Source organism: Bauldia litoralis, assembly GCF_900104485.1.
Classification (GTDB): Bacteria; Pseudomonadota; Alphaproteobacteria; order Rhizobiales; family Kaistiaceae; genus Bauldia; species Bauldia litoralis.
This window is the reverse complement of sequence record NZ_FMXQ01000008.1, coordinates 48,155-66,162: the sequence shown is the minus strand read 5'-3', so window position 1 is coordinate 66,162 and position 18,008 is coordinate 48,155. Positions and strand designations below refer to the sequence as shown.

Here is an 18,008-nt window from a genome sequence, read left to right as displayed (position 1 = left end):
CTACCCCTTCGATCCAGTTGCTGGCGCGGCTGCCCCGGAACCCTGCAGAACGGATTCCGAAATGCTGTTGGGCAGCGGCTTGGGCCTCTCGATGAGCCCGATCACCGGCAGAATGACGAGGAAATGGAGAAAGTAGTAGGCCGTCAGAATGCGCGAAGCGATGACGTAACCACCCTCCGCCGGCTGCGATCCCAGGTAGCCGAGGCCGATGCAGACCAGCACGAAGATCCAGAAGAACTGCCGGAAGATCGGGCGGAACTTCGCCGAACGGACCCGAGAGGTATCGAACCACGGCAGCAGGAAGAGCACCGCGATCGCAGCGAACAGGGCGATGACGCCGAGCAGCTTGTCAGGGATGGCGCGCAGGATCGCGTAGAACGGCAGGAAGTACCATTCCGGAACGATATGGGCCGGGGTCTTGAGCGGATCGGCCGGGATGTAGTTGTCCGGATGGCCCATGTAGTTCGGCAGGTAGAAGACCAGCCAGGCGAACAGGATCAGGAACACCACGGTGGCGAACATGTCCTTGATCGTCGCGAACGGCGTGAAGGGCAGCGTGTCCTTCTTCGACTTGACGTCGATGCCGAGGGGATTGTTCTGGCCGCTGACATGCAGCGCCCAGATGTGGAGCACAACCACGCCGGCAATCATGAACGGCAGAAGGTAGTGCAGCGCGTAGAAACGGTTCAGCGTCGCGCTGTCGACCGCAAAGCCGCCCCACAGCCATTCCGTGATGCTGGGACCGACCAGCGGGATCGCCGAGAACAGGTTGGTGATCACCGTCGCCGCCCAGAAGGACATCTGCCCCCAGGGCAGGACGTAACCCATGAAGGCGGCCGCGATCATCAGCAGCAGGATCAGGACGCCGAGGATCCACAGGACTTCGCGGGGCTCCTTGTAGGAGCCGTAATACATGCCGCGGAACATGTGGATATAGACGGCGAAGAAGAAGAGCGAGGCGCCGTTGGCGTGGATGTAGCGGAGCAGCCAGCCGAAATTGACGTCCCGCATGATCGACTCGACCGACGAGAATGCCAGCGATCCGGCCGGAACATAGTGCATGGCGAGCACGATGCCGGTGATGATCTGCTCGGCAAGGACGAAGGAGAGAATAGCTCCGAAGGTCCACCAGTAGTTCAGATTACGCGGCGTCGGATAGGCCACGAAGGAGGAATGAGCGAGCCCCATGATCGGGAGCCGGCGCTCGAGCCACTTGGCCGCGCCGTTTTTCGGTTGATATGTCGAATGGCCTTCCATTGCGCCCGTCCCCTCAGCCGATCCGAAGCTTCGTTTCAGTTACGAAGGAATAGACCGGGATATGCAGGTTTTCCGGTGCCGGCCCCTGCCGAATGCGACCGGCCGTGTCGTAAACAGATCCATGGCACGGGCAGAAGTACCCGCCATAGGCGCCCTGCTGCCCAAGCGGTACGCAGCCCAGATGCGTGCAGATGCCGATCTGGACCAGCCAGGCCTCGCGCCCGTCAGCGCCGCGATTGGCGTCGCTGGCCGGTGCATCGGCGGCAAGGTTGGCGTTCCGCGCGAGGCCGTCGGGAAGGCTGTCGACATCGACCGCCTCGGCTTCCTCGATTTCCTTGGCCGTGCGGTTTCGGATGAAAACCGGCTTGCCGCGCCACTTCACGGTGAGCGACATGCCCGGCTCCAGCGCCGAGACGTCGACTTCGACCTGTGCCAGCGCCAGCGCGGCGGCATCGGGGTTCATCTGGTCGATAAACGGCCAGATGGTAAGTGCCGCGCCTACGGCGGCAACACCGCCGGTCGCGATATAGATGAAATCGCGACGGGTCGGTTCCGCGTTATCCGCAGTTTCGGTATTCGCCAAGATATCTTCCCCTGTCGAGCCAGCCCCGGCCCAAGTCCGGCAAGGGTGCTTAGCAGATTCCCTTCCGGCCGCGTTTGTTTAGCCAGCGGGATCGGAATTTGTCCAGTGTAGCATTGACGAATGCGCACATTGTCGCGGGGAACCGTCAGGCGTCCCGGGACCGACAGGCGCCCCCGGTTTGCCTTCTTCATGCATCGACGGCCTGCATCAGTTGCTGATCGAGGAAGCCGCCGGACTGCCGGTCCCAGAGCTGCGCGTAGATGCCGCCGCGGCGCAGAAGCTCGTCATGCGTGCCGATTTCGGCGATCCTGCCCTGCTCAAGCACCACCAGCCGGTCCATCGCGGCGATGGTCGACAGGCGATGGGCGATGGCGATCACGGTCTTGCCCTCCATCAGCCGGTAGAGCGATTCCTGAATCGCCGCCTCGACTTCCGAATCGAGCGCGCTGGTCGCCTCGTCGAGGATCAGGATCGGCGCATCCTTGAGCAGGACCCGAGCGATCGCAATCCGCTGGCGCTGCCCGCCCGACAGCTTGACGCCGCGCTCGCCGACATGGGCATCCAGCCCCGCCCTTCCCTTGATGTCGGAAAGGTCGGGAATGAAGCTGTCGGCCTCGGCCCCGCGTATGGCGGCGAGGATATCGACTTCGCTGGCTGTCGGATGACCGTAGGCGATGTTGTCGCGCACCGACCTGTGCAGCAGCGAGGTGTCCTGGGTCACCATCCCGATCTGGCGGCGAAGCGACTCCTGGGTCACGCCGGCTATGTCCTGGCCATCGATCAGGATCCGCCCGCCTTCCAGGTCGTAGAAGCGCAGGAGCAGGTTCACCAGCGTCGACTTGCCGGCGCCCGAGCGACCGACCAGCCCGACTTTCTCGCCGGGCCGGATGGTCAGCGACAGGTCCTCGATCACCTTGGTCTGGCGTCCATAGTGGAAGCGGGCGTGATCGAAGCGGATTTCGCCCTCGTGGACGGTCAACGCCTTTGCTCCGGGCCGATCGGTGATCGCCACCGGCTGGGCGATGGTGTTGATGCCATCCTCGACGGTGCCGATATTCTCGAACAGCCCGGCGATCTCCCACAGGATCCACTGCGACATGGCGCGAATCCGCATCACAAGCGCGATGGCGACCGCAATCGCGCCGAGACTGACGACGTTTTGCTGCCAGCCGTAGATGGCGACACCTGCAATCGAAACCAGCAATGCCGAATTGGCGATGTGGAGCGCCACCGTCAGCTTGGTGACCAGCCGCATCTGGCGATGCACGGTGACCATGAATTCGTCCATCGCATCCCGCGCATAGGACTGCTCGCGCATCGTGTGGGCAAACAGCTTGATCGTCTGGATGTTCGTGTAGCTGTCGACCACCCGGCCGGTCATCTGGGCGCGGGCATCGGCCTGGATGCCGGAGATGTGCTGCAGCTTCGGCACGAAGTGGAACAGGATGGCGAAATAGACCGCCAGCCAGGCGATCAGCGGCACCACCAGCCACAGGTCGGCCTGACCGACAAGGACCAGCGTGCCGATGAAATAGACCGCCACATAAACAAAGACATCGAGAACCTTGGTGACGGTCTCGCGCACGGACAGCGCCGTCTGCATCACCTTTTGCGAGACGCGGCCGGCGAATTCGTTGTGAAAGAAGTCGAGGCTCTGCCCCAGAATGTAGCGATGCGCCTTCCAGCGAACGATCATCGGGAAGTTGCCGTAGATCGCCTGGTGCATGAACAGGGACTGCGCCAGAGTCGCCAGCGGAAAGCCGACCAGGACGACCGCCGCCATCGCAGCCAGCGTCCAGCCGTGCACGCCAAAGAACGTCGCACGGTCGGCACTGCCGAGCCAGTCGACCAGATCGCCGATGAAGGCGAAGAAGGTGATTTCGATGATCGAGATCAGCGCGGTCAGCAACGACATGGCGATCAGCGCCGGCAGCAGCGGCCGGCTGTAATGCAGGCAGAAGGCGAGGACACCTTTCGGCGGCATCGCCGGCTCCTCTGCCGGGTACGGATCAACCAGTCTCTCGAAGAAGGCAAACATGGGTCAGTTCCCTTGTCCGGACGGCGCAGTTGCCGCGCGGGCGCAAAAATTCATCTTGGACATTTCTCGATGGGGCGACGGCTTCTAGCGAAGAGCCTCGCGCCCTGCTGTGATATCCGTCACATCGCTACCCGGCTTTCGTCCGGGTGAATCCCGGCTCGGAGCGGTTTGGCGGTTCGATCCGTTGACCCTTCCGAGGGCGAGTGAAACCGGGACGAACCGTGCCGTCCCGTCCTCGCCTGAGGCTATCGCTTGGAAAAGATTGAGGCGGACCTAGTTGGCGGTCGGCCGAAGGCGATCAGACACCACCGCGGAGCGGATGATAAGTCGAGTGCGCTGCATTCATCCCTCCTGAAGTCGTTGCGGAAGCGGTTCACCTTGCGGCGACGTGTCTACACCCGACGGTGGCGCAATTCAACCGGAAGTCACATCCAGCGAGGCATGGGATTCGCGGCTGTTGTCATCCTGCCACAGGCCGGTTTCACTCGGCGGCGCTGCGCTCGTCTCCAAATCCGGGATCGCCGCCCAGGAAGCCGCCCGACTGGCGCCGCCACAGTGCGGCATAGAGACCGTCGCGCTCCAGCAGTTCCCGGTGCGACCCGGTTTCGACGATCCGCCCCTCGTCCATCACCACCAGCCGGTCGAGCACGGCGATGGTCGAGAGCCGATGCGCAATAGCAATCACTGTGCGCCCGTCCATGAGGCTGTAAAGCTGATCCTGGATTGCCGCCTCGACCTCGGAATCGAGCGCGCTCGTCGCCTCGTCGAGAACGAGAATCGGCGCGTCCTTGAGCAGCAGCCGGGCGATCGCCACCCGCTGCCGCTGACCACCGGACAGCTTGACACCGCGCTCGCCGACATGGGCGTCGAAGCCGGTCTTGCCGCGAAAATCGCGAAGATTGGGAATGAAGTGATGCGCCTCGGCGCGCTCCGCCGCCGCCACGATCTCATCCTCCCCGGCATCCGGGCGTCCATACCGGATGTTGTCCCGCACCGAACGATGGAGCAGCGCCGTGTCCTGGGTCACGACGCCGATTCGGCTGCGAAGCGATTCCTGGGTGACACCGGAGATGTCCTGGCCGTCGATGAGGATGCGGCCACCTTCGAGGTCGTAGAGGCGCAGGAGGAGATTGACGAGCGTCGACTTGCCGGCGCCCGACCGTCCGACCAGCCCGACCCGCTCGCCGGGCGCCACGGTCAGGGACAGATCGTCGATCACCCCGCCGTCCTCCCGTCCATAGTGGAAGCGGACATTCTCGAAACGGATCTCGCCGCCGGTCACCGCGATCGGCTTCGCCTCAGGATTGTCGACAATGTCGTTCGGCCGGCTGATCGTCTCGATCGCGTTCTGCAAGGTGCCGATATTCTCGAACAGCGAGGTGATGGTGCGCAGGATCCAGCCCGACATCTGATTGAGCCGGATCACCAGCGCGCTCGCCATGGCGATGCTGCCGACGCTGATCTGGCCCACCGACCACAGCCACAGCGCCAGCCCCGTGACGCTGAAGATCAACAGGCTGTTGATGACGTTGAGCGAGGCCATCATCATCAGGATGGACGTTGCAAGCCGGCGGAAGGAGTCGACCTGCCGGACGAAGCCTTCCTTGGCGAAGGCGTCCTCGCGCTCGGCATGGGCGAACAGCTTCACCGCCTGGATATTGGTGTAGCCGTCGACGATCCGCCCGGAGAGGCTGGAATTGGCCTCCGCCAGCGCCTGCGACCGGGCGCGCACCGGCGGCACCAGCCGGACGATGGTCACCGCATAGGCCAGCGCCCACAGCACCACCGGCAGGATCAGCCAGGCGTCGAGGCCAGCGAAGAGAATGATCGTCCCGGCGAGATAGATCACCAGGGTCCACACGCCCTCGACGACGTTGACAACGCTTTCCCGCAAAGCCGGCCCGCTCTGCATGACCTTCTGGGAGATACGGCCGGCGAAATCGTTCTGGAAGAAGGAAAGGCTCTGGCGCAGCACGTAGCGGTAGCTCCGCCACCGGACCAGCGCCGTCAGCGACGCGACGAAGGAAACCGTGGTCAGCGCCCGCGACAGGAGTACGCTGACCGGACGGACGACCAGCAGGACGAAAGCCATGCCCGTCAGCAGCCAGGCGTTGTCGCTGAAGAACGTGCCGGGCGACGGATTGTCCGTCGTCAGGTCGACCAGCTGGCCGAGAAAGACGAACAGGGCGAGCTCGCTGAGCGACGCGATCAGTGAAACCACCACCAGCCAGGCAAGCAGCCCGCGAACCGGCGCCAGGAAATAGCGGAAGAAGCCGAGCATCCCCGATGGCGGACGGACCACCGGCGCCTCGACAAACGGATCGCTCAGATTGGAAAGCCAGTTCAGCATGTTTGCTCGATATGGTGTCGGGGACGCCCCGAGTCGACTCAGGGTGCTTCGCAGCGATAGGTAGGGCACGCACCACCGCCCGGCATCGCCAGACCCGGCTGAACATGATTTCGATCGCGCTCTATCAACCCGATATACCGCAAAATGCCGGGAATATCCTGCGGCTCGCCGCCTGCCTTGGGCTGACGGCTCACGTCGTGGGGCCGGCCGGGTTCGATATTTCCGACCGGTCGCTCCGCCGCGCCGGCATGGATTACCTTCAGATGGTCGACATCGTCCGCCACGTCGACTGGAACGGATTCGCGGCGTGGCGCGCGGCCAACGGCGGGCGGCTCGTCCTGCTGACCACCCGAGGCGCGACGGCTTACACCGACTTCGCTTTCGCGGAAGACGACATTCTGCTGTTTGGCCGCGAAAGCGCTGGCGTCCCCGACACCGTGCACCAGGCCGCCGACGCCCGGCTGATCGTCCCGATGCGCCCCGGCTTGCGCTCGCTCAATGTCGCCAGCACCGCGGCAATGGTAGCCGGCGAGGCACTCCGACAGACAGGTGGATTCGCTGCATGAACAGGAAAGACATGATGGACCGGGCGCCCGCCGCGCTGCCGGAGGACCTTGAGGTAAAGAAGACCGAGGCGAACAAGTGGTTCAGCGACCTCCGCAACCAGCTCGTCGCCGCCTTCGAGGCGATCGAGGACGACCTCCCCGCTGGCCTCCCCCTCGCCGATCAGCCGCCCGGTCGGTTCGTCCGCACCCCCTGGAGCCGCAAGGACCACAGCGGCGCCGACGGTGGCGGGGGCGTCATGGCGATCATGAAGGGCCGGGTCTTCGAGAAGGTCGGAGTCCATGTCTCGACCGTCCACGGCGAATTCTCGCCGGAGTTCCGCAAGGAGATTCCAGGCGCCGAGGAGAGCCCCGGCTTCTGGGCAAGCGGCATCTCGTTGATCGCCCATATGCACAATCCGAACGTTCCGGCCGTCCACATGAACACGCGGATGGTCGTCACCAGCCGGCAGTGGTTCGGCGGTGGCGCCGACCTGACGCCGGTGCTCGACCGGCGGCGCACCCAGGAGGACGCGGATTCACAGGCCTTCCATGCCGCGATGAAGGCCGCCTGCGACGCCCATGACGTGGCGAGCTATGAACGCCTCAAGACATGGTGCGACGAGTATTTCTTCCTCAAGCACCGCAACGAGCCGCGCGGCATCGGCGGCATCTTCTACGACTGGCTCAACACGGGCGACTGGCACGCGGATTTCGCCTTCACCCGGGATGTCGGCCGCGCCTTCCTCGACATCTATCCGCAACTGGTGCGGCGTAATTTCGAGACGCCCTGGACCGAAGCGGACCGGGAGGAGCAGCTCGTCCGGCGTGGGCGCTATGTCGAGTTCAACCTGATCTACGATCGCGGCACGATCTTCGGGCTGAAGACGGGCGGCAACGTCGACTCGATCCTCTCCTCGATGCCGCCGGTCGCCAAGTGGCCGTGAACCGTCAGGCGCCAGCCGGTTCCCACAGCTCGATCCGGTTGCCCTCGGGATCGTTGAGATGGGCGAAGCGGCCGTTGGGATAGGCCGTCTCGTCAACGGTCACCGCGATGTCCGCGGCCCGGAGCTGGGCGACCATCGCGTCGAGATTGGCGACGCGGAAATTGACCATCCACTGGTTGGCCGGCCGGCCGAAATAGTCGGTGTCCTTGGGGAACGGCGCGAAGATCGTCGTGCCTGCCTCCTGCGACCAGACCGGCGCCTCGTAGCTGCCGGGCGCCCGGGTCACGCCGAGATGGGTCTCGTACCATTCGGCCATCGCCTGGGGATCGCTGGCGCGAAAAAAAAGACCGCCGATTCCGTTGACTTTTTCCATGTCGACTAACCCTGATTTTCGTTTGTCGACAACAGCTTGAGCGCGGAAGCGGAATCAGTTCCGGAGGAATGCAGCAGCGACGTCTCCTCGACTGGCGTGACGTCAGCCGGCGAAATCAGGACGGAGAAGGTCTCGCACCAGATGACGACGCTGGGATAGTCGGCAAGGTCGACGCCATCGGGGATCGGATAGCGCTGGCTGCCCTTGAAGGCACGGAGCTGGCCGAGGTCGACATACATCGTATCGCGGACATCGCCGGAGACGCGGACCCTTTCCTTCGGCACGAGATAGACGTGATAGGCCGGCCCCGGCCCGACCTCGAAATCCGGCTCCAGGAACACCGCCTTCTCGTAGACGCTGACCTTGCCGCTGCCGTAGTGGACCGGATCGGATGGGTCGGCATGGATGAATTCACCCGTCGCCACCAACGCCTCGGTGTCCTCCAACGCGATCGTCTCGGTCGCGGGCGGCGGTGGAAAGACGTAGGGGAAAATGAAGAGGCCAACGGCGACGCCAAAGGCGGTGCCGAGGATGCCTCCGAACAGGAAGATGGCGATCGCCCGCCAGATTCGTCCGCCGCGTGTCGCCGCCATGGATCCTGCCCTCCCCGCAGTTCCGCGAAACCGTAGCCCAAAGGCTGGCGCGGCCCAACCCTATTGGGCCGCGCTCACCATCTGTTGAAGACGGGCGCGGAGGGTGGCTTCGTCCGGTGCGAAGTCCTGCTCGACCCACCAGGTCTCGAGTGCCTTGAGAACATCGCCAACCGCCGGGCCGCGCACCGCGCCGGCGGAGAGCACATCCCGCCCGCCAAGCGGAAAGCGCGGCGCCGTCCATACCTCGGGCAGACGATAGAGCGCCTGCCAGGTGTCGTCGTCCGTCGCCGATCCGGCCCATGCCCGGGCCAGGGCGATCGTGTCCCGCCAGAGCTTTGGCCCCTGGCGGTAGAGGCGCTGCCGCGCCTCGCGGTCCCGCAGCGGCAGGCGGAAGCGGCGGGCCGACACCACGGCGGCGAGCATCGCATCGCGTTCGGCATTGGCGAGCCGCAGCCGTTGGGTCAGGCGCTCGACATCCTCCACGATACGGCAACCGAGCGCGGCAAGGCGCAGCGCAACCCCCTCGGGCGCGAAGGCTGCCAACCGATCAAAGGGGCCGAGATAGGCAACGCCGCCGAGCACGACGCCGAGAATGCCGGAATCCTGCATCGTCGTGGCGACCGGCACCGCCCGCCGACCTATCACCAGCCGGCGCATTTCCGCGCCGACCCGTTCACCCGACAGCGCGCGCAAGCCGTCTCGGCCCCGGATCGCCGCCGACAATCCCTCCGGATCGAGCGCTCCGTCGGCGAATGTCGCATTGAACCGGAAGAAGCGAAGGATCCGCAGGCGATCCTCGGCGATCCTCTGGTCTGCGGCGCCGATAAAGCGGATCCGGCGGGCAACGATATCGGGATAACCGCCGAGCGGATCGTGGACCTTGCCCGAAGCATCGACCGAGAGGGCATTGACCGTGAAGTCGCGCCGACGGGCGTCGGCTTCCCAGTCGGAGCCGAACCGGACGACGGCATGACGACCGTCCGTCTCGACATCCTCGCGTAGCGTCGTCACCTCAAATGGTCGTCCGCGCACGACGACCGTCACCGTGCCGTGATCGAAACCCGTCGGCACGGCCTTGTGGCCGGCAGCCTCGGCCCGCTGCATGACAGCCGTCGGCTCGAGCGGCGTGGCGAAGTCGAGTTCGCCGACCGGTAGCCCGGCCAGCGCATCGCGCACCGCGCCGCCGACGATCCGCGACGGCGGCGCGTCCCTGTCGAGGAAATCGAATGCTGCCCTGACCGGCGCATCCGCCAGCCACCCGGCCCCGACGAGATCGGGGAGACGACCGGTCATCGGTCTGGCCGGGCGATCATTCGAAGTGGCCGGGGATCAGTTCACCGTCGACGATTTCGGCGGGAACGTAGACGGCACCGGGAGGCGCACCGGAGAAATGCACGAAGACTAGCAGGGAGGCGATCATGATCACCGCGCCGCCGGCGGCCAGCCAGCCGACGATTCTCAGCGTCCAGTCCGCCGTGTCGTTGACCCGTCCCCGCTTCATGTACAGCCAGCCGAGATAGACGACGAACGGCACCATGAAGAACAAGAGATTGAACGCGATCAGCCGACCCATCAGTCACATACCTGTTCGTACAGACCGCGGATGATTCCTGCGGTGACACCCCATATATAGTGCCTCTCGAAGGGGATTTCGTAAAAGGCCCTCGAACGGCCGCCAAACATCCGGCTGCCGCGACGATGATTCTCCGGACTCATCAGGAAGGCGAGCGGCACCTCGAACGCCTCCTCGACCTCGTTCGGATTGAGCGTCAGGGCGAAATCCGGGTCGACGCGCGCAACGATCGGGAAGATGCGATAGCCCGTGCGGCTGAGATATGGCACGAGACCGCCGATCGGGTGGATCGCGGCACGATCGAGGCCGACTTCCTCCTCGGTCTCGCGCACCGCGGCGGCCGTCGGCGACCCGTCCGATGGATCGATCTTGCCACCGGGAAAGGCGATCTGGCCGGCATGGGCGCTGAGATGCGCGGTACGGACGGTGAGGAGCACCGTGACATCCGGCTCCCGCGCGATGACCGGAATGAGCACCGCGGCATCGCGATAGGAGAACGGCACATCGGCGAGATCGGGATTGAGAACGTGATCGCCCTGCGGCTCGGACTGCGCCGCCAGGGGGGCGGTTTCGAGCTTTTCGGCCATCATCGGGAAGAACCGCGACGGTGAAAACCGCGACTCGTCGTCAGTGTGGCCGGTCATTGATGCGACCCCGGACTTACCGCCGGCGATTTCCCAAGCCGATCGGCGGTTGCCGTCGCAGGAGCACTGGTCGGGTCTGGCGTGGCCATGCGATCCAAGCCCGGCCATTGTTTTGCCGCGCTTTGCCCTATGTGATTACAGTCAGGCGCAAGACCCCGATCGGGCCCGGCCGGGACAATCCTCTATTGCGGTGGCGCCGCCCATGCAACACTTGCGGACATCCGGTCCTTCCATCGGAAGCTCCATCATCGAGAGAGCCAGGCGTCTAGGAAAATGAGCGCACCCACCCAGCCCCAGGTCGCGATCGACCCCGACAAGATTCTCGCGGAGACCGAAGCAGCGGTCGCCAAGATCCGATCCGCACGCGAAGCGATCGGCAAGGTCATCTACGGTCAGGAAACGGTCGTCGACCGGACCCTAATAACCATTCTCGCAGGCGGTCACGGTCTGTTGATCGGCGTGCCGGGGCTCGCCAAGACCAAGCTGGTGGAAACCCTCGGCACTGTTTTCGGATTGAACGCCGCGCGGGTCCAGTTCACGCCCGACCTCATGCCCTCCGACATTCTCGGCTCCGAGGTGATGGATGTCGGCGCCGACGGCAGCCGCGCCTTCCGCTTCGTGCCGGGACCGGTATTCACCCAGTTGCTGATGGCAGATGAGATCAACCGCGCCAGCCCGCGTACCCAGTCGGCGCTTCTCCAGTCGATGCAGGAGCATCACGTTACTGTCGCTGGCGTCCGGCATGACCTGCCATCGCCGTTCCACGTGCTCGCCACCCAGAATCCTCTCGAGCAGGAAGGCACTTACCCGCTCCCCGAGGCGCAGCTTGACCGCTTCCTCCTCCAGATCGATGTCCACTACCCCGATCGCGAGGCCGAGCGACGCATGCTCTTCGAGACCACCGGATCGAACGATGCCGGCGCCGAACAGGTTCTCGACGGAGAAGGTGTACAGACGATCCAGCGGCTGGTCCGCGGCATGCCGGTCGGCGAATCGGTCGTCGAGGCGATCCTCAACCTCGTGCGCTCCGCCCGCCCCGGCAATGGCGACGCGAAACTCGACGAGGCGGTCGCCTGGGGACCGGGCCCCCGCGCCAGCCAGTCGTTGATGCTCGCCGTCCGGGCCCGCGCCCTGATCGATGGCCGCTACGCCCCGTCGCTGGACGATGTCAGCGAGTTGGCCGAACCAGTCCTCAAGCATCGCATGGCGCTGACCTTCGCGGCCCGGGCCGACGGCGTGACCATCAACGACATCATCGCCGGCCTGAAGGCCAAGATCGGATAGGAATGTCGACATTCGCGACGGGCAGTGCTGACGGTGGCGTTCGTGGCGCGCTGACCGAGGCCAAGGGGGTCGCAAGCGGCCTCCCCGACCTGTTGATCGAGGCCCGCCGTGTCGCCGCCACCGTCGTTGCCGGCTGGCACGGTCGTCGTGTCGCCGGCCGCGGCGAAACCTTCTGGCAGTTCCGCCCCTTTATGCCGGGCGAGGCCGCCTCGACCGTCGATTGGCGCCGCTCGGCCCGCGACGATCAGTATTATGTCCGCGAGAAGGAGTGGGAGGCGGCCCACATGGTCTGGCTCTGGGCCGACCTGTCGCCGTCGATGATGTTCCGCTCTCGGCTTTCCACCGTTTCGAAGCGAGACCGGGCGCTGGTTCTCCTCCTCGCGCTCACCGAACTGCTCTCCACCGCCGGCGAGCGCGTTGGACTGCTCGGCGAAAGCGACCCGATGCTGGCGCGCAATGCTGCCGAGCGCATCGCCGATTTCCTCTCCCGTGCCGAGCCCCGCCCCCCCGAAACGCGGATGCTGCGTCGCTTTACCGATGTGGTGCTGATCGGGGACTTCCTCGATCCCCTGCCGAAGACCGAAGCGATGCTCGACGCCGTCGTTGGCAGCGGCGCCCGCGCCCACCTCGTCCAGGTCGTCGACCCGATCGAGGAGACTTTCCCGTTCAGCGGTCGCACCGAGTTCATCGATCCGGAAAGCGGCGTGCGCCACACGGTCGGCCGCGCCGAGCAGTACCGGGATGACTACCAGGCCCGTCTCGCCGCCCTGCGCGAGCGCCTGTCGCTGATCTGCCGCCGGCTTGACTGGAGCTTCCTGATCCATCGCACCGATCGGCCGGCGACGGAGCCGCTGCTGGCGATCCACGCCCGTCTCGCCGACCGGCACTCGCACGCGGCGTCCTCGGCCTGGGGACAGGCGGCATGAGCGGGCTGCCCTTCGCCTTCGCCTATGCGCCGATCCTGCTGGCACTGCTGGCGCTGCCGCTGATCTGGCTGCTGCTGCGCGTCACCCCGCCGAAGCCGAAGACGGAAAGCTTCCCGCCGACCCGCCTACTGCTGGAAATCAGCCGCAAGGAGGAACAGCCGGCCCGCACCCCGTGGTGGCTGATCCTGCTGCGCTGCCTGATGGCCGCGGCGCTGATCGTCGCGCTTGCCGGCCCGGTCTACAAGCCGGCGACCGAGCAGGCGCCGGGATCCGGCCCCCTCCTGCTCGTCGTCGACAACGGCTGGGCCTCCGCCCCGCATTGGGAGGCGACCGTCGAGACGGCGCGGCGGGTGATCGGTCTCGCCGAGGAAGACGGCCGCCCGATGTCGCTGCTCGCCACCGCCGACGGCCCGGGCCAGGAACTGGCACCGGCGGACGCGGCGGAAACCACCCGCCGGCTCGAAGCCCTCGCCCCGCGCCCCTACGCCGCCAGCTACAGCGACCTCGTCCCGACGATCGACGCGGCCATCCGCGAAACGCCCTTTGGCGGGCTCGCCTGGCTTTCCGACGGGCTCGGCGGCGATACCAATGCCGCCTTCGGTGGCTACCTCGCCGAATGGATCGACGGCCCGATGGTGGTCTATGCCGACTCCGCGACCGAGACCATGGCGCTGACCCCGCCGATCGGCGGCGCCGACGCGCTCAACGTCCCGGTCATCCGCGACGACGCCGGTCTTCCTGCCGCCGGGTTCGTGCGCGCCACTGACATCAAGGGCCGCTCGATCGGCGATTTCCCCTTCGACTTCCCCTCCGGCGAAGCGTCGACCGAGGCGCGCATCGACTTGCCGGTCGAGTTGCGCAACGACATCGCCCGGCTCGATATCGTCGGTGCCGAGACAGCCGGCGCGGTGCAGCTCCTCGACGAGCGTTGGCGCCGCCGCCGGGTCGGCCTGCTGTCGGGCGCCGCCGCCGATGCCGCGCAGCCCCTGCTCTCGCCGCTCTATTACATCGCCCGCGCCGTCCAGCCCTTCGCCGATGTCCAGGAACCGCGCGACGCCAACGCCACCGTGGCCGTGCCTGAACTGATCGAAGCCGGCGCCTCGGTCATTGTCATGGCCGATATCGGCACGCTGCCGGCGGATGTCGAGACCGCGGTCGCCGATTGGGTGGCCGAGGGCGGCACGCTGGTCCGCTTCGCCGGCCCCCACCTTTCCGCTGCGACCGATTCCCTGATCCCGGCGCGTCTCCGGCAGGGCGACCGCGCCCTCGGCGGCAGCCTGACCTGGCAGGAGGAGCAGCCGCTCGCCAGTTTCTCTGAGACGAGCCCCTTCGCCGGGATGACCGTCCCCGAAGACGTGCTGATCAAGCGCCAGGTCCTTGCCGAACCGGACGGCGATCTGACCGAGCGCACCTGGGCGGCGCTGGACGACGGCACACCGCTGGTCACCGCCGCCCAGTCCGGCCGCGGCTGGCTGGTCCTTTTCCACGTCACCGCCGATACGAGCTGGTCGAACCTGCCCCTCTCCGGCGCCTTCGTCGAGATGCTGCGCCGGGTCGTCGCCTTCTCCAGCGCGGCCCGGACCCAGACCAGCGCCGACGGTCAATCCGCCGCGACCATTGCGCCTTACCGGCTGCTGGACGGCTACGGCCGTTTCGTCCCGCCCGGCGCCGAGGCGCGACCGCTCCCGGCCAGTGCGACGACGATCGTTCCGGGTCCGCAGCATCCGCCCGGCCTCTACGGCACCGAGGAGGGCTTCCGCTCGCTCAACCTGCTCGACGAGACCGCGACGCTGGCCCGGTTCGACCCGGCATCCGTGCCGGACGCGACCGTCCAGCCCTACCCGAGCGAGGCGCCTACCGACCTGCGGCCATGGCTGCTTGCCGCGGCGCTGGCGCTCTTCCTGCTGGATGCGCTGGCGGTGCTCTGGCTGAACGGCATGCTGAACCTCAGGCGACGGGGACCGGCGGTCGCGGCGATGCTTGCCATCGGTTTCGTTGTCGTCGCCGCAGCCTCCACGGTCGGCCCGGCGGTCGCCGACGAAGCCAGCGACCAGTTCGCCATCGATGCCGTCAGCGAAACCCGCCTCGCTTACGTGATCACCGGCAACGGGGAGATCGATGCGGCCAGCGAGGCCGGTCTCAGCGGGTTGTCCCGCGTCCTTGCCGAACGCTCGGCCCTCGAGCCGGGCAGCCCGGTCGGCGTCGATCCCGGACGGGACGAGTTGACCTTCTTCCCGCTGCTCTACTGGCCAATCGACCCGGACAGCGACCTGCCCACATCGGCGACCATGGCCCGCGTCGACGCCTATATGCGCCAGGGTGGAACAGTGCTGTTCGATACCCGCGACCAGCTCGAGCGATCCAGCAACCTCAATACCTTCAGCGGCACGCCCGCCGTCGAGCGATTGCGCGACATGCTGGCCAACCTCGACGTCCCGCCGCTGGAGCCGGTACCCGTCGACCATGTATTGACCAAGGCCTTCTACCTGCTCAACGACTTCCCCGGCCGCTATTCCGGCGGGCCGCTATGGGTCGAGGCGGTGGAGGCCAATCAAGGCCGCAGCGACCGACCGGCACAGCCCGGCGACGGCGTTTCCTCGATCCTGATCACCGGGAATGACCTTGCCGCCGCCTGGGCGATGAACGCCGCCGGCGATCTGCTCTACGCGACGATCCCGTCCGATCCCCTGCAGCGCGAAATGGCTTTCCGCACGGGGGTCAACATCGTCATGTACACGCTGACCGGCAACTACAAGGCGGACCAGGTGCACGTGCCGGCCCTTCTGGAGCGTCTCGGGCAATGAACTGGTCGATCGCCTTCGAGCCGCTGCTGCCTGCGTGGCTGCTGATCGCTGCCGCGATCGTCACCATCGCGCTGGTGCTGCCCGGCGTCATCCGGCGCATGCGCGGCGCCTGGATCCGCGCCGCCGCCGCGTTGATCCTGTTCGCGGCGCTGTTCAATCCGGTGGCGCTTCGCGAGGACCGCGAGCCGCTGCCGACGGTCGTCGCGGTCGTCGTCGACAAGAGCGCCAGTCAGGAACTCGACGACCGCGCCGAGGCGACTCGGATCGCCGAGGCGGAACTCAAGGAGCGTCTCTCGGAGTTTCAGAACGTGGAAGTGCGGACCGTCGAGGCCGGCAAGGCCGGCGGCGCGACCGTCGACGGCACGCTGCTCTTCGAGCCCCTGGAAACGAGCCTCGTCGACGTCCCGCCCGATCGGCTGGGTGCGGTCGTGGTGCTGACCGATGGCGAGGTCCACGACGTGCCGAAGACCGCCGACGCGCTCGGCCACAAGGCGCCGGTGCATGTCCTCCTGTCCGGCCATGACGACGAGTTCGACCGCCGACTGATCATCGAAAGCGCCCCGCGCTTCGGGATCGTTGGCGAGACCCAGACGATCCGCTTCCGGGTCATCGACGACGGCGTGGCGACCAGCGGCGGCCGGGTCCGGGTCAACGTGACCCGCGACGGCAATCCGCTTTCGAGCGAACTGGTCACCCCGGGCGCGACGGAGGAATTCACCGTCGAGATCGCCCATGGCGGCCCCAACATCCTCGAATTCGAGGCCGAACCGCTCGACGGCGAACTGACCGAGATCAACAACCGCGCCATCGCATCGATCGAGGGAATCCGCGAGAATCTCCGGGTTCTCCTGGTGTCCGGCGAGCCGCATTCCGGCGAGCGCACCTGGCGCAACCTGCTGAAATCCGACGCGGCGGTCGACCTCGTCCATTTCACCATCCTGCGCCCGCCCGAGAAACAGGACGGGACGCCGATCAACCAGCTGTCGCTGATCGCCTTCCCCACCCGCGAGCTCTTTTCGGAGAAGATCGACGAGTTCGACCTGATCATCTTCGACCGCTACCAGCATCGCGGCGTGCTGCCGATCCTCTACTTCGACAACATCGCCCGCTATGTCGAGGATGGCGGGGCCGTGCTGATCGCCGCCGGGCCCGACTATGCCGGCGATGGCAGCCTGTTCGATACGCCCCTGTCTCCGGTCCTGCCCGTCGCCCCGACCGGGTCGATCACCGAAAAGCCGTTCCGCGCCAATGTCACCGAGACGGGCCACAAGCATCCGGTTACCCGCGGCCTGAAGGGCGGAAACTTCGATCCCCCCGAATGGGGCCGCTGGTTCCGGGTGATCGACGTCGGTGCGCCCGAAGGCGATACGGTAATGAGCGCCGCCGACGACAAGCCGCTGCTGGTGCTGAACCGGGTCGGCGAAGGCCGTGTCGCCATGCTCCTGTCCGACCATGCCTGGCTCTGGGCGCGCGGCTACGAGGGGGGCGGCCCGCATGTCGACCTGCTCCGCCGCCTCGCCCACTGGCTGATGAAAGAGCCCGACCTCGAGGAGGAAGTGCTCCGCGCCACGGCCCGTGGCGGCGAGCTGACCATCGAGCGCCAGACGATGGGCGAGGACACCACCCCCGTCACCGTCCGGACGCCATCCGGCGCCACGAAGACGGTGACCCTCGATCCAGTCGAGCCCGGATTGTGGAGCGCGACGCTGCCCGGCGACGAAATCGGCCTCTATCGCATCGAACAGGGCGACAAGCGCGCTTTCGCCCATGTCGGCGCCGCCAACCCGCGCGAGTTCATCGACGCCCGCTCGACCGACAGGCTGCTTGCTCCCCTGTCCGAGGCGACCGGCGGCCGGATTGCCCGGATGAGCGACGGCGATGGCGCCCCGATCGTTCCCCGGATCGTGCCCATCCGCTCCGGAGCCACCTTCTCGGGGTCTGACTGGATCGGCGTCAGGATGACTGAAGCCAGCGTGCTGAAAGGCATCGTCCGGGTACCGCTGCTTGGCGGCTACGCGGGACCGGCGGCCTTCCTGGCGCTCCTCGTCCTGCTTTTCCTCCCCGCCTTCACCTGGTTCCGGGAAGGTCGCTAGG

The 18,008-nt window shown here is 66.3% G+C and carries 15 protein-coding genes; 6 read left to right on the top strand and 9 right to left on the bottom strand.

The window, feature by feature from the left end:
- The 4 genes from BLT60_RS18155 to BLT60_RS18140 form a co-directional block, all read right to left on the bottom strand.
- Positions 1-1,257, bottom strand: coding sequence for a cytochrome b (locus BLT60_RS18155; RefSeq protein ID WP_090878603.1), 1,257 nt, complete (start codon positions 1,255-1,257; stop codon positions 1-3).
- A gap of 13 nt (positions 1,258-1,270) precedes the next feature.
- On the bottom strand, positions 1,271-1,840 hold the full coding sequence (gene petA, locus BLT60_RS18150; RefSeq protein ID WP_090878601.1) for a ubiquinol-cytochrome c reductase iron-sulfur subunit: 570 nt from the start codon (positions 1,838-1,840) through the stop codon (positions 1,271-1,273).
- A gap of 187 nt (positions 1,841-2,027) precedes the next feature.
- Positions 2,028-3,878 carry an ABC transporter ATP-binding protein gene (locus tag BLT60_RS18145; protein WP_090878599.1) on the bottom strand — a complete coding sequence of 617 codons (1,851 nt, stop codon included), beginning with the start codon at positions 3,876-3,878 and terminating at the stop codon, positions 2,028-2,030.
- Positions 3,879-4,359: 481 nt separating this feature from the next.
- Positions 4,360-6,228: an ABC transporter ATP-binding protein gene (locus tag BLT60_RS18140; protein ID WP_090878597.1), complete on the bottom strand. Its 1,869-nt coding sequence runs from the start codon at positions 6,226-6,228 to the stop codon at positions 4,360-4,362.
- A gap of 98 nt (positions 6,229-6,326) precedes the next feature.
- On the opposite strand from BLT60_RS18140, the gene BLT60_RS18135 reads away from it, so the two are divergent.
- Positions 6,327-6,794 (top strand): tRNA (cytidine(34)-2'-O)-methyltransferase, encoded by a 468-nt coding sequence (locus tag BLT60_RS18135; protein WP_244521339.1) that lies wholly within the window; start codon positions 6,327-6,329, stop codon positions 6,792-6,794.
- Positions 6,791-7,717 (top strand): oxygen-dependent coproporphyrinogen oxidase, encoded by a 927-nt coding sequence (gene hemF / locus BLT60_RS18130; RefSeq protein ID WP_210185641.1) that lies wholly within the window; start codon positions 6,791-6,793, stop codon positions 7,715-7,717. The genes BLT60_RS18135 and hemF overlap by 4 nt, the downstream gene beginning before the upstream one ends.
- 4 nt (positions 7,718-7,721) lie before the next feature.
- Here the strand turns inward: hemF and BLT60_RS18125 are convergent, their stop codons facing one another.
- The 5 genes from BLT60_RS18125 to BLT60_RS18105 are packed head-to-tail and all read right to left on the bottom strand — an operon-like array spanning position 7,722 to position 10,900.
- Positions 7,722-8,090, bottom strand: coding sequence for a VOC family protein (locus BLT60_RS18125; RefSeq protein WP_090878593.1), 369 nt, complete (start codon positions 8,088-8,090; stop codon positions 7,722-7,724).
- 5 nt (positions 8,091-8,095) lie between these two features.
- Positions 8,096-8,683, bottom strand: coding sequence for a DM13 domain-containing protein (locus BLT60_RS18120; protein WP_090878591.1), 588 nt, complete (start codon positions 8,681-8,683; stop codon positions 8,096-8,098).
- A 60-nt stretch (positions 8,684-8,743) separates the two neighbouring features.
- Entirely contained in the window at positions 8,744-9,976 is a 1,233-nt protein-coding gene (locus tag BLT60_RS18115; protein ID WP_090878589.1) for a CCA tRNA nucleotidyltransferase, read from the bottom strand.
- 16 nt (positions 9,977-9,992) lie between these two features.
- Positions 9,993-10,256, bottom strand: coding sequence for a DUF6111 family protein (locus tag BLT60_RS18110; RefSeq protein ID WP_090878587.1), 264 nt, complete (start codon positions 10,254-10,256; stop codon positions 9,993-9,995).
- Positions 10,256-10,900, bottom strand: a complete 645-nt coding sequence (locus BLT60_RS18105; RefSeq protein WP_090878585.1) for a CoA pyrophosphatase — start codon at positions 10,898-10,900, stop codon at positions 10,256-10,258. The genes BLT60_RS18110 and BLT60_RS18105 overlap by 1 nt, the downstream gene beginning before the upstream one ends.
- A 273-nt stretch (positions 10,901-11,173) precedes the next feature.
- Between BLT60_RS18105 and BLT60_RS18100 the strand changes: the two genes are divergently transcribed.
- Genes BLT60_RS18100 through BLT60_RS18085 form a run of 4 tightly spaced genes read left to right on the top strand, consistent with a single transcriptional unit; the run spans position 11,174 to position 18,007 of the window.
- A complete protein-coding gene (locus BLT60_RS18100) occupies positions 11,174-12,184 on the top strand; it encodes an AAA family ATPase (RefSeq protein ID WP_090878584.1) in 1,011 nt (336 codons plus the stop codon).
- A gap of 2 nt (positions 12,185-12,186) precedes the next feature.
- Complete coding sequence (locus BLT60_RS18095; protein WP_090878582.1) at positions 12,187-13,110, top strand: DUF58 domain-containing protein; 924 nt, start codon at positions 12,187-12,189, stop codon at positions 13,108-13,110.
- The gene (locus BLT60_RS18090; protein WP_090878580.1) at positions 13,107-15,914 is read left to right on the top strand and encodes a DUF4159 domain-containing protein; all 2,808 of its coding nucleotides are present in this window, start codon (positions 13,107-13,109) and stop codon (positions 15,912-15,914) included. The genes BLT60_RS18095 and BLT60_RS18090 overlap by 4 nt, the downstream gene beginning before the upstream one ends.
- Complete coding sequence (locus BLT60_RS18085) at positions 15,911-18,007, top strand: DUF7408 domain-containing protein (RefSeq protein WP_090878578.1); 2,097 nt, start codon at positions 15,911-15,913, stop codon at positions 18,005-18,007. The genes BLT60_RS18090 and BLT60_RS18085 overlap by 4 nt, the downstream gene beginning before the upstream one ends.
- Position 18,008: the final 1 nt, after the last annotated feature.

What these genes read in the sequence shown, in the direction of transcription:
- BLT60_RS18095 (WP_090878582.1), top strand. Translation starts at nt 12,187, where the DNA reads ATGTCGACATTCGCGACGGGCAGTGCTGACGGTGGCGTTCGTGGCGCG.
- BLT60_RS18120 (WP_090878591.1), bottom strand. Translation starts at nt 8,683, where the DNA reads ATGGCGGCGACACGCGGCGGACGAATCTGGCGGGCGATCGCCATCTTC.
- hemF (WP_210185641.1), top strand. Translation starts at nt 6,791, where the DNA reads ATGAACAGGAAAGACATGATGGACCGGGCGCCCGCCGCGCTGCCGGAG.
- BLT60_RS18155 (WP_090878603.1), bottom strand. Translation starts at nt 1,257, where the DNA reads ATGGAAGGCCATTCGACATATCAACCGAAAAACGGCGCGGCCAAGTGG.
- BLT60_RS18085 (WP_090878578.1), top strand. Translation starts at nt 15,911, where the DNA reads ATGAACTGGTCGATCGCCTTCGAGCCGCTGCTGCCTGCGTGGCTGCTG.
- BLT60_RS18140 (WP_090878597.1), bottom strand. Translation starts at nt 6,228, where the DNA reads ATGCTGAACTGGCTTTCCAATCTGAGCGATCCGTTTGTCGAGGCGCCG.
- BLT60_RS18125 (WP_090878593.1), bottom strand. Translation starts at nt 8,090, where the DNA reads ATGGAAAAAGTCAACGGAATCGGCGGTCTTTTTTTTCGCGCCAGCGAT.
- BLT60_RS18145 (WP_090878599.1), bottom strand. Translation starts at nt 3,878, where the DNA reads ATGTTTGCCTTCTTCGAGAGACTGGTTGATCCGTACCCGGCAGAGGAG.
- BLT60_RS18100 (WP_090878584.1), top strand. Translation starts at nt 11,174, where the DNA reads ATGAGCGCACCCACCCAGCCCCAGGTCGCGATCGACCCCGACAAGATT.
- BLT60_RS18105 (WP_090878585.1), bottom strand. Translation starts at nt 10,900, where the DNA reads ATGACCGGCCACACTGACGACGAGTCGCGGTTTTCACCGTCGCGGTTC.
- BLT60_RS18115 (WP_090878589.1), bottom strand. Translation starts at nt 9,976, where the DNA reads ATGACCGGTCGTCTCCCCGATCTCGTCGGGGCCGGGTGGCTGGCGGAT.
- BLT60_RS18090 (WP_090878580.1), top strand. Translation starts at nt 13,107, where the DNA reads ATGAGCGGGCTGCCCTTCGCCTTCGCCTATGCGCCGATCCTGCTGGCA.
- BLT60_RS18110 (WP_090878587.1), bottom strand. Translation starts at nt 10,256, where the DNA reads ATGGGTCGGCTGATCGCGTTCAATCTCTTGTTCTTCATGGTGCCGTTC.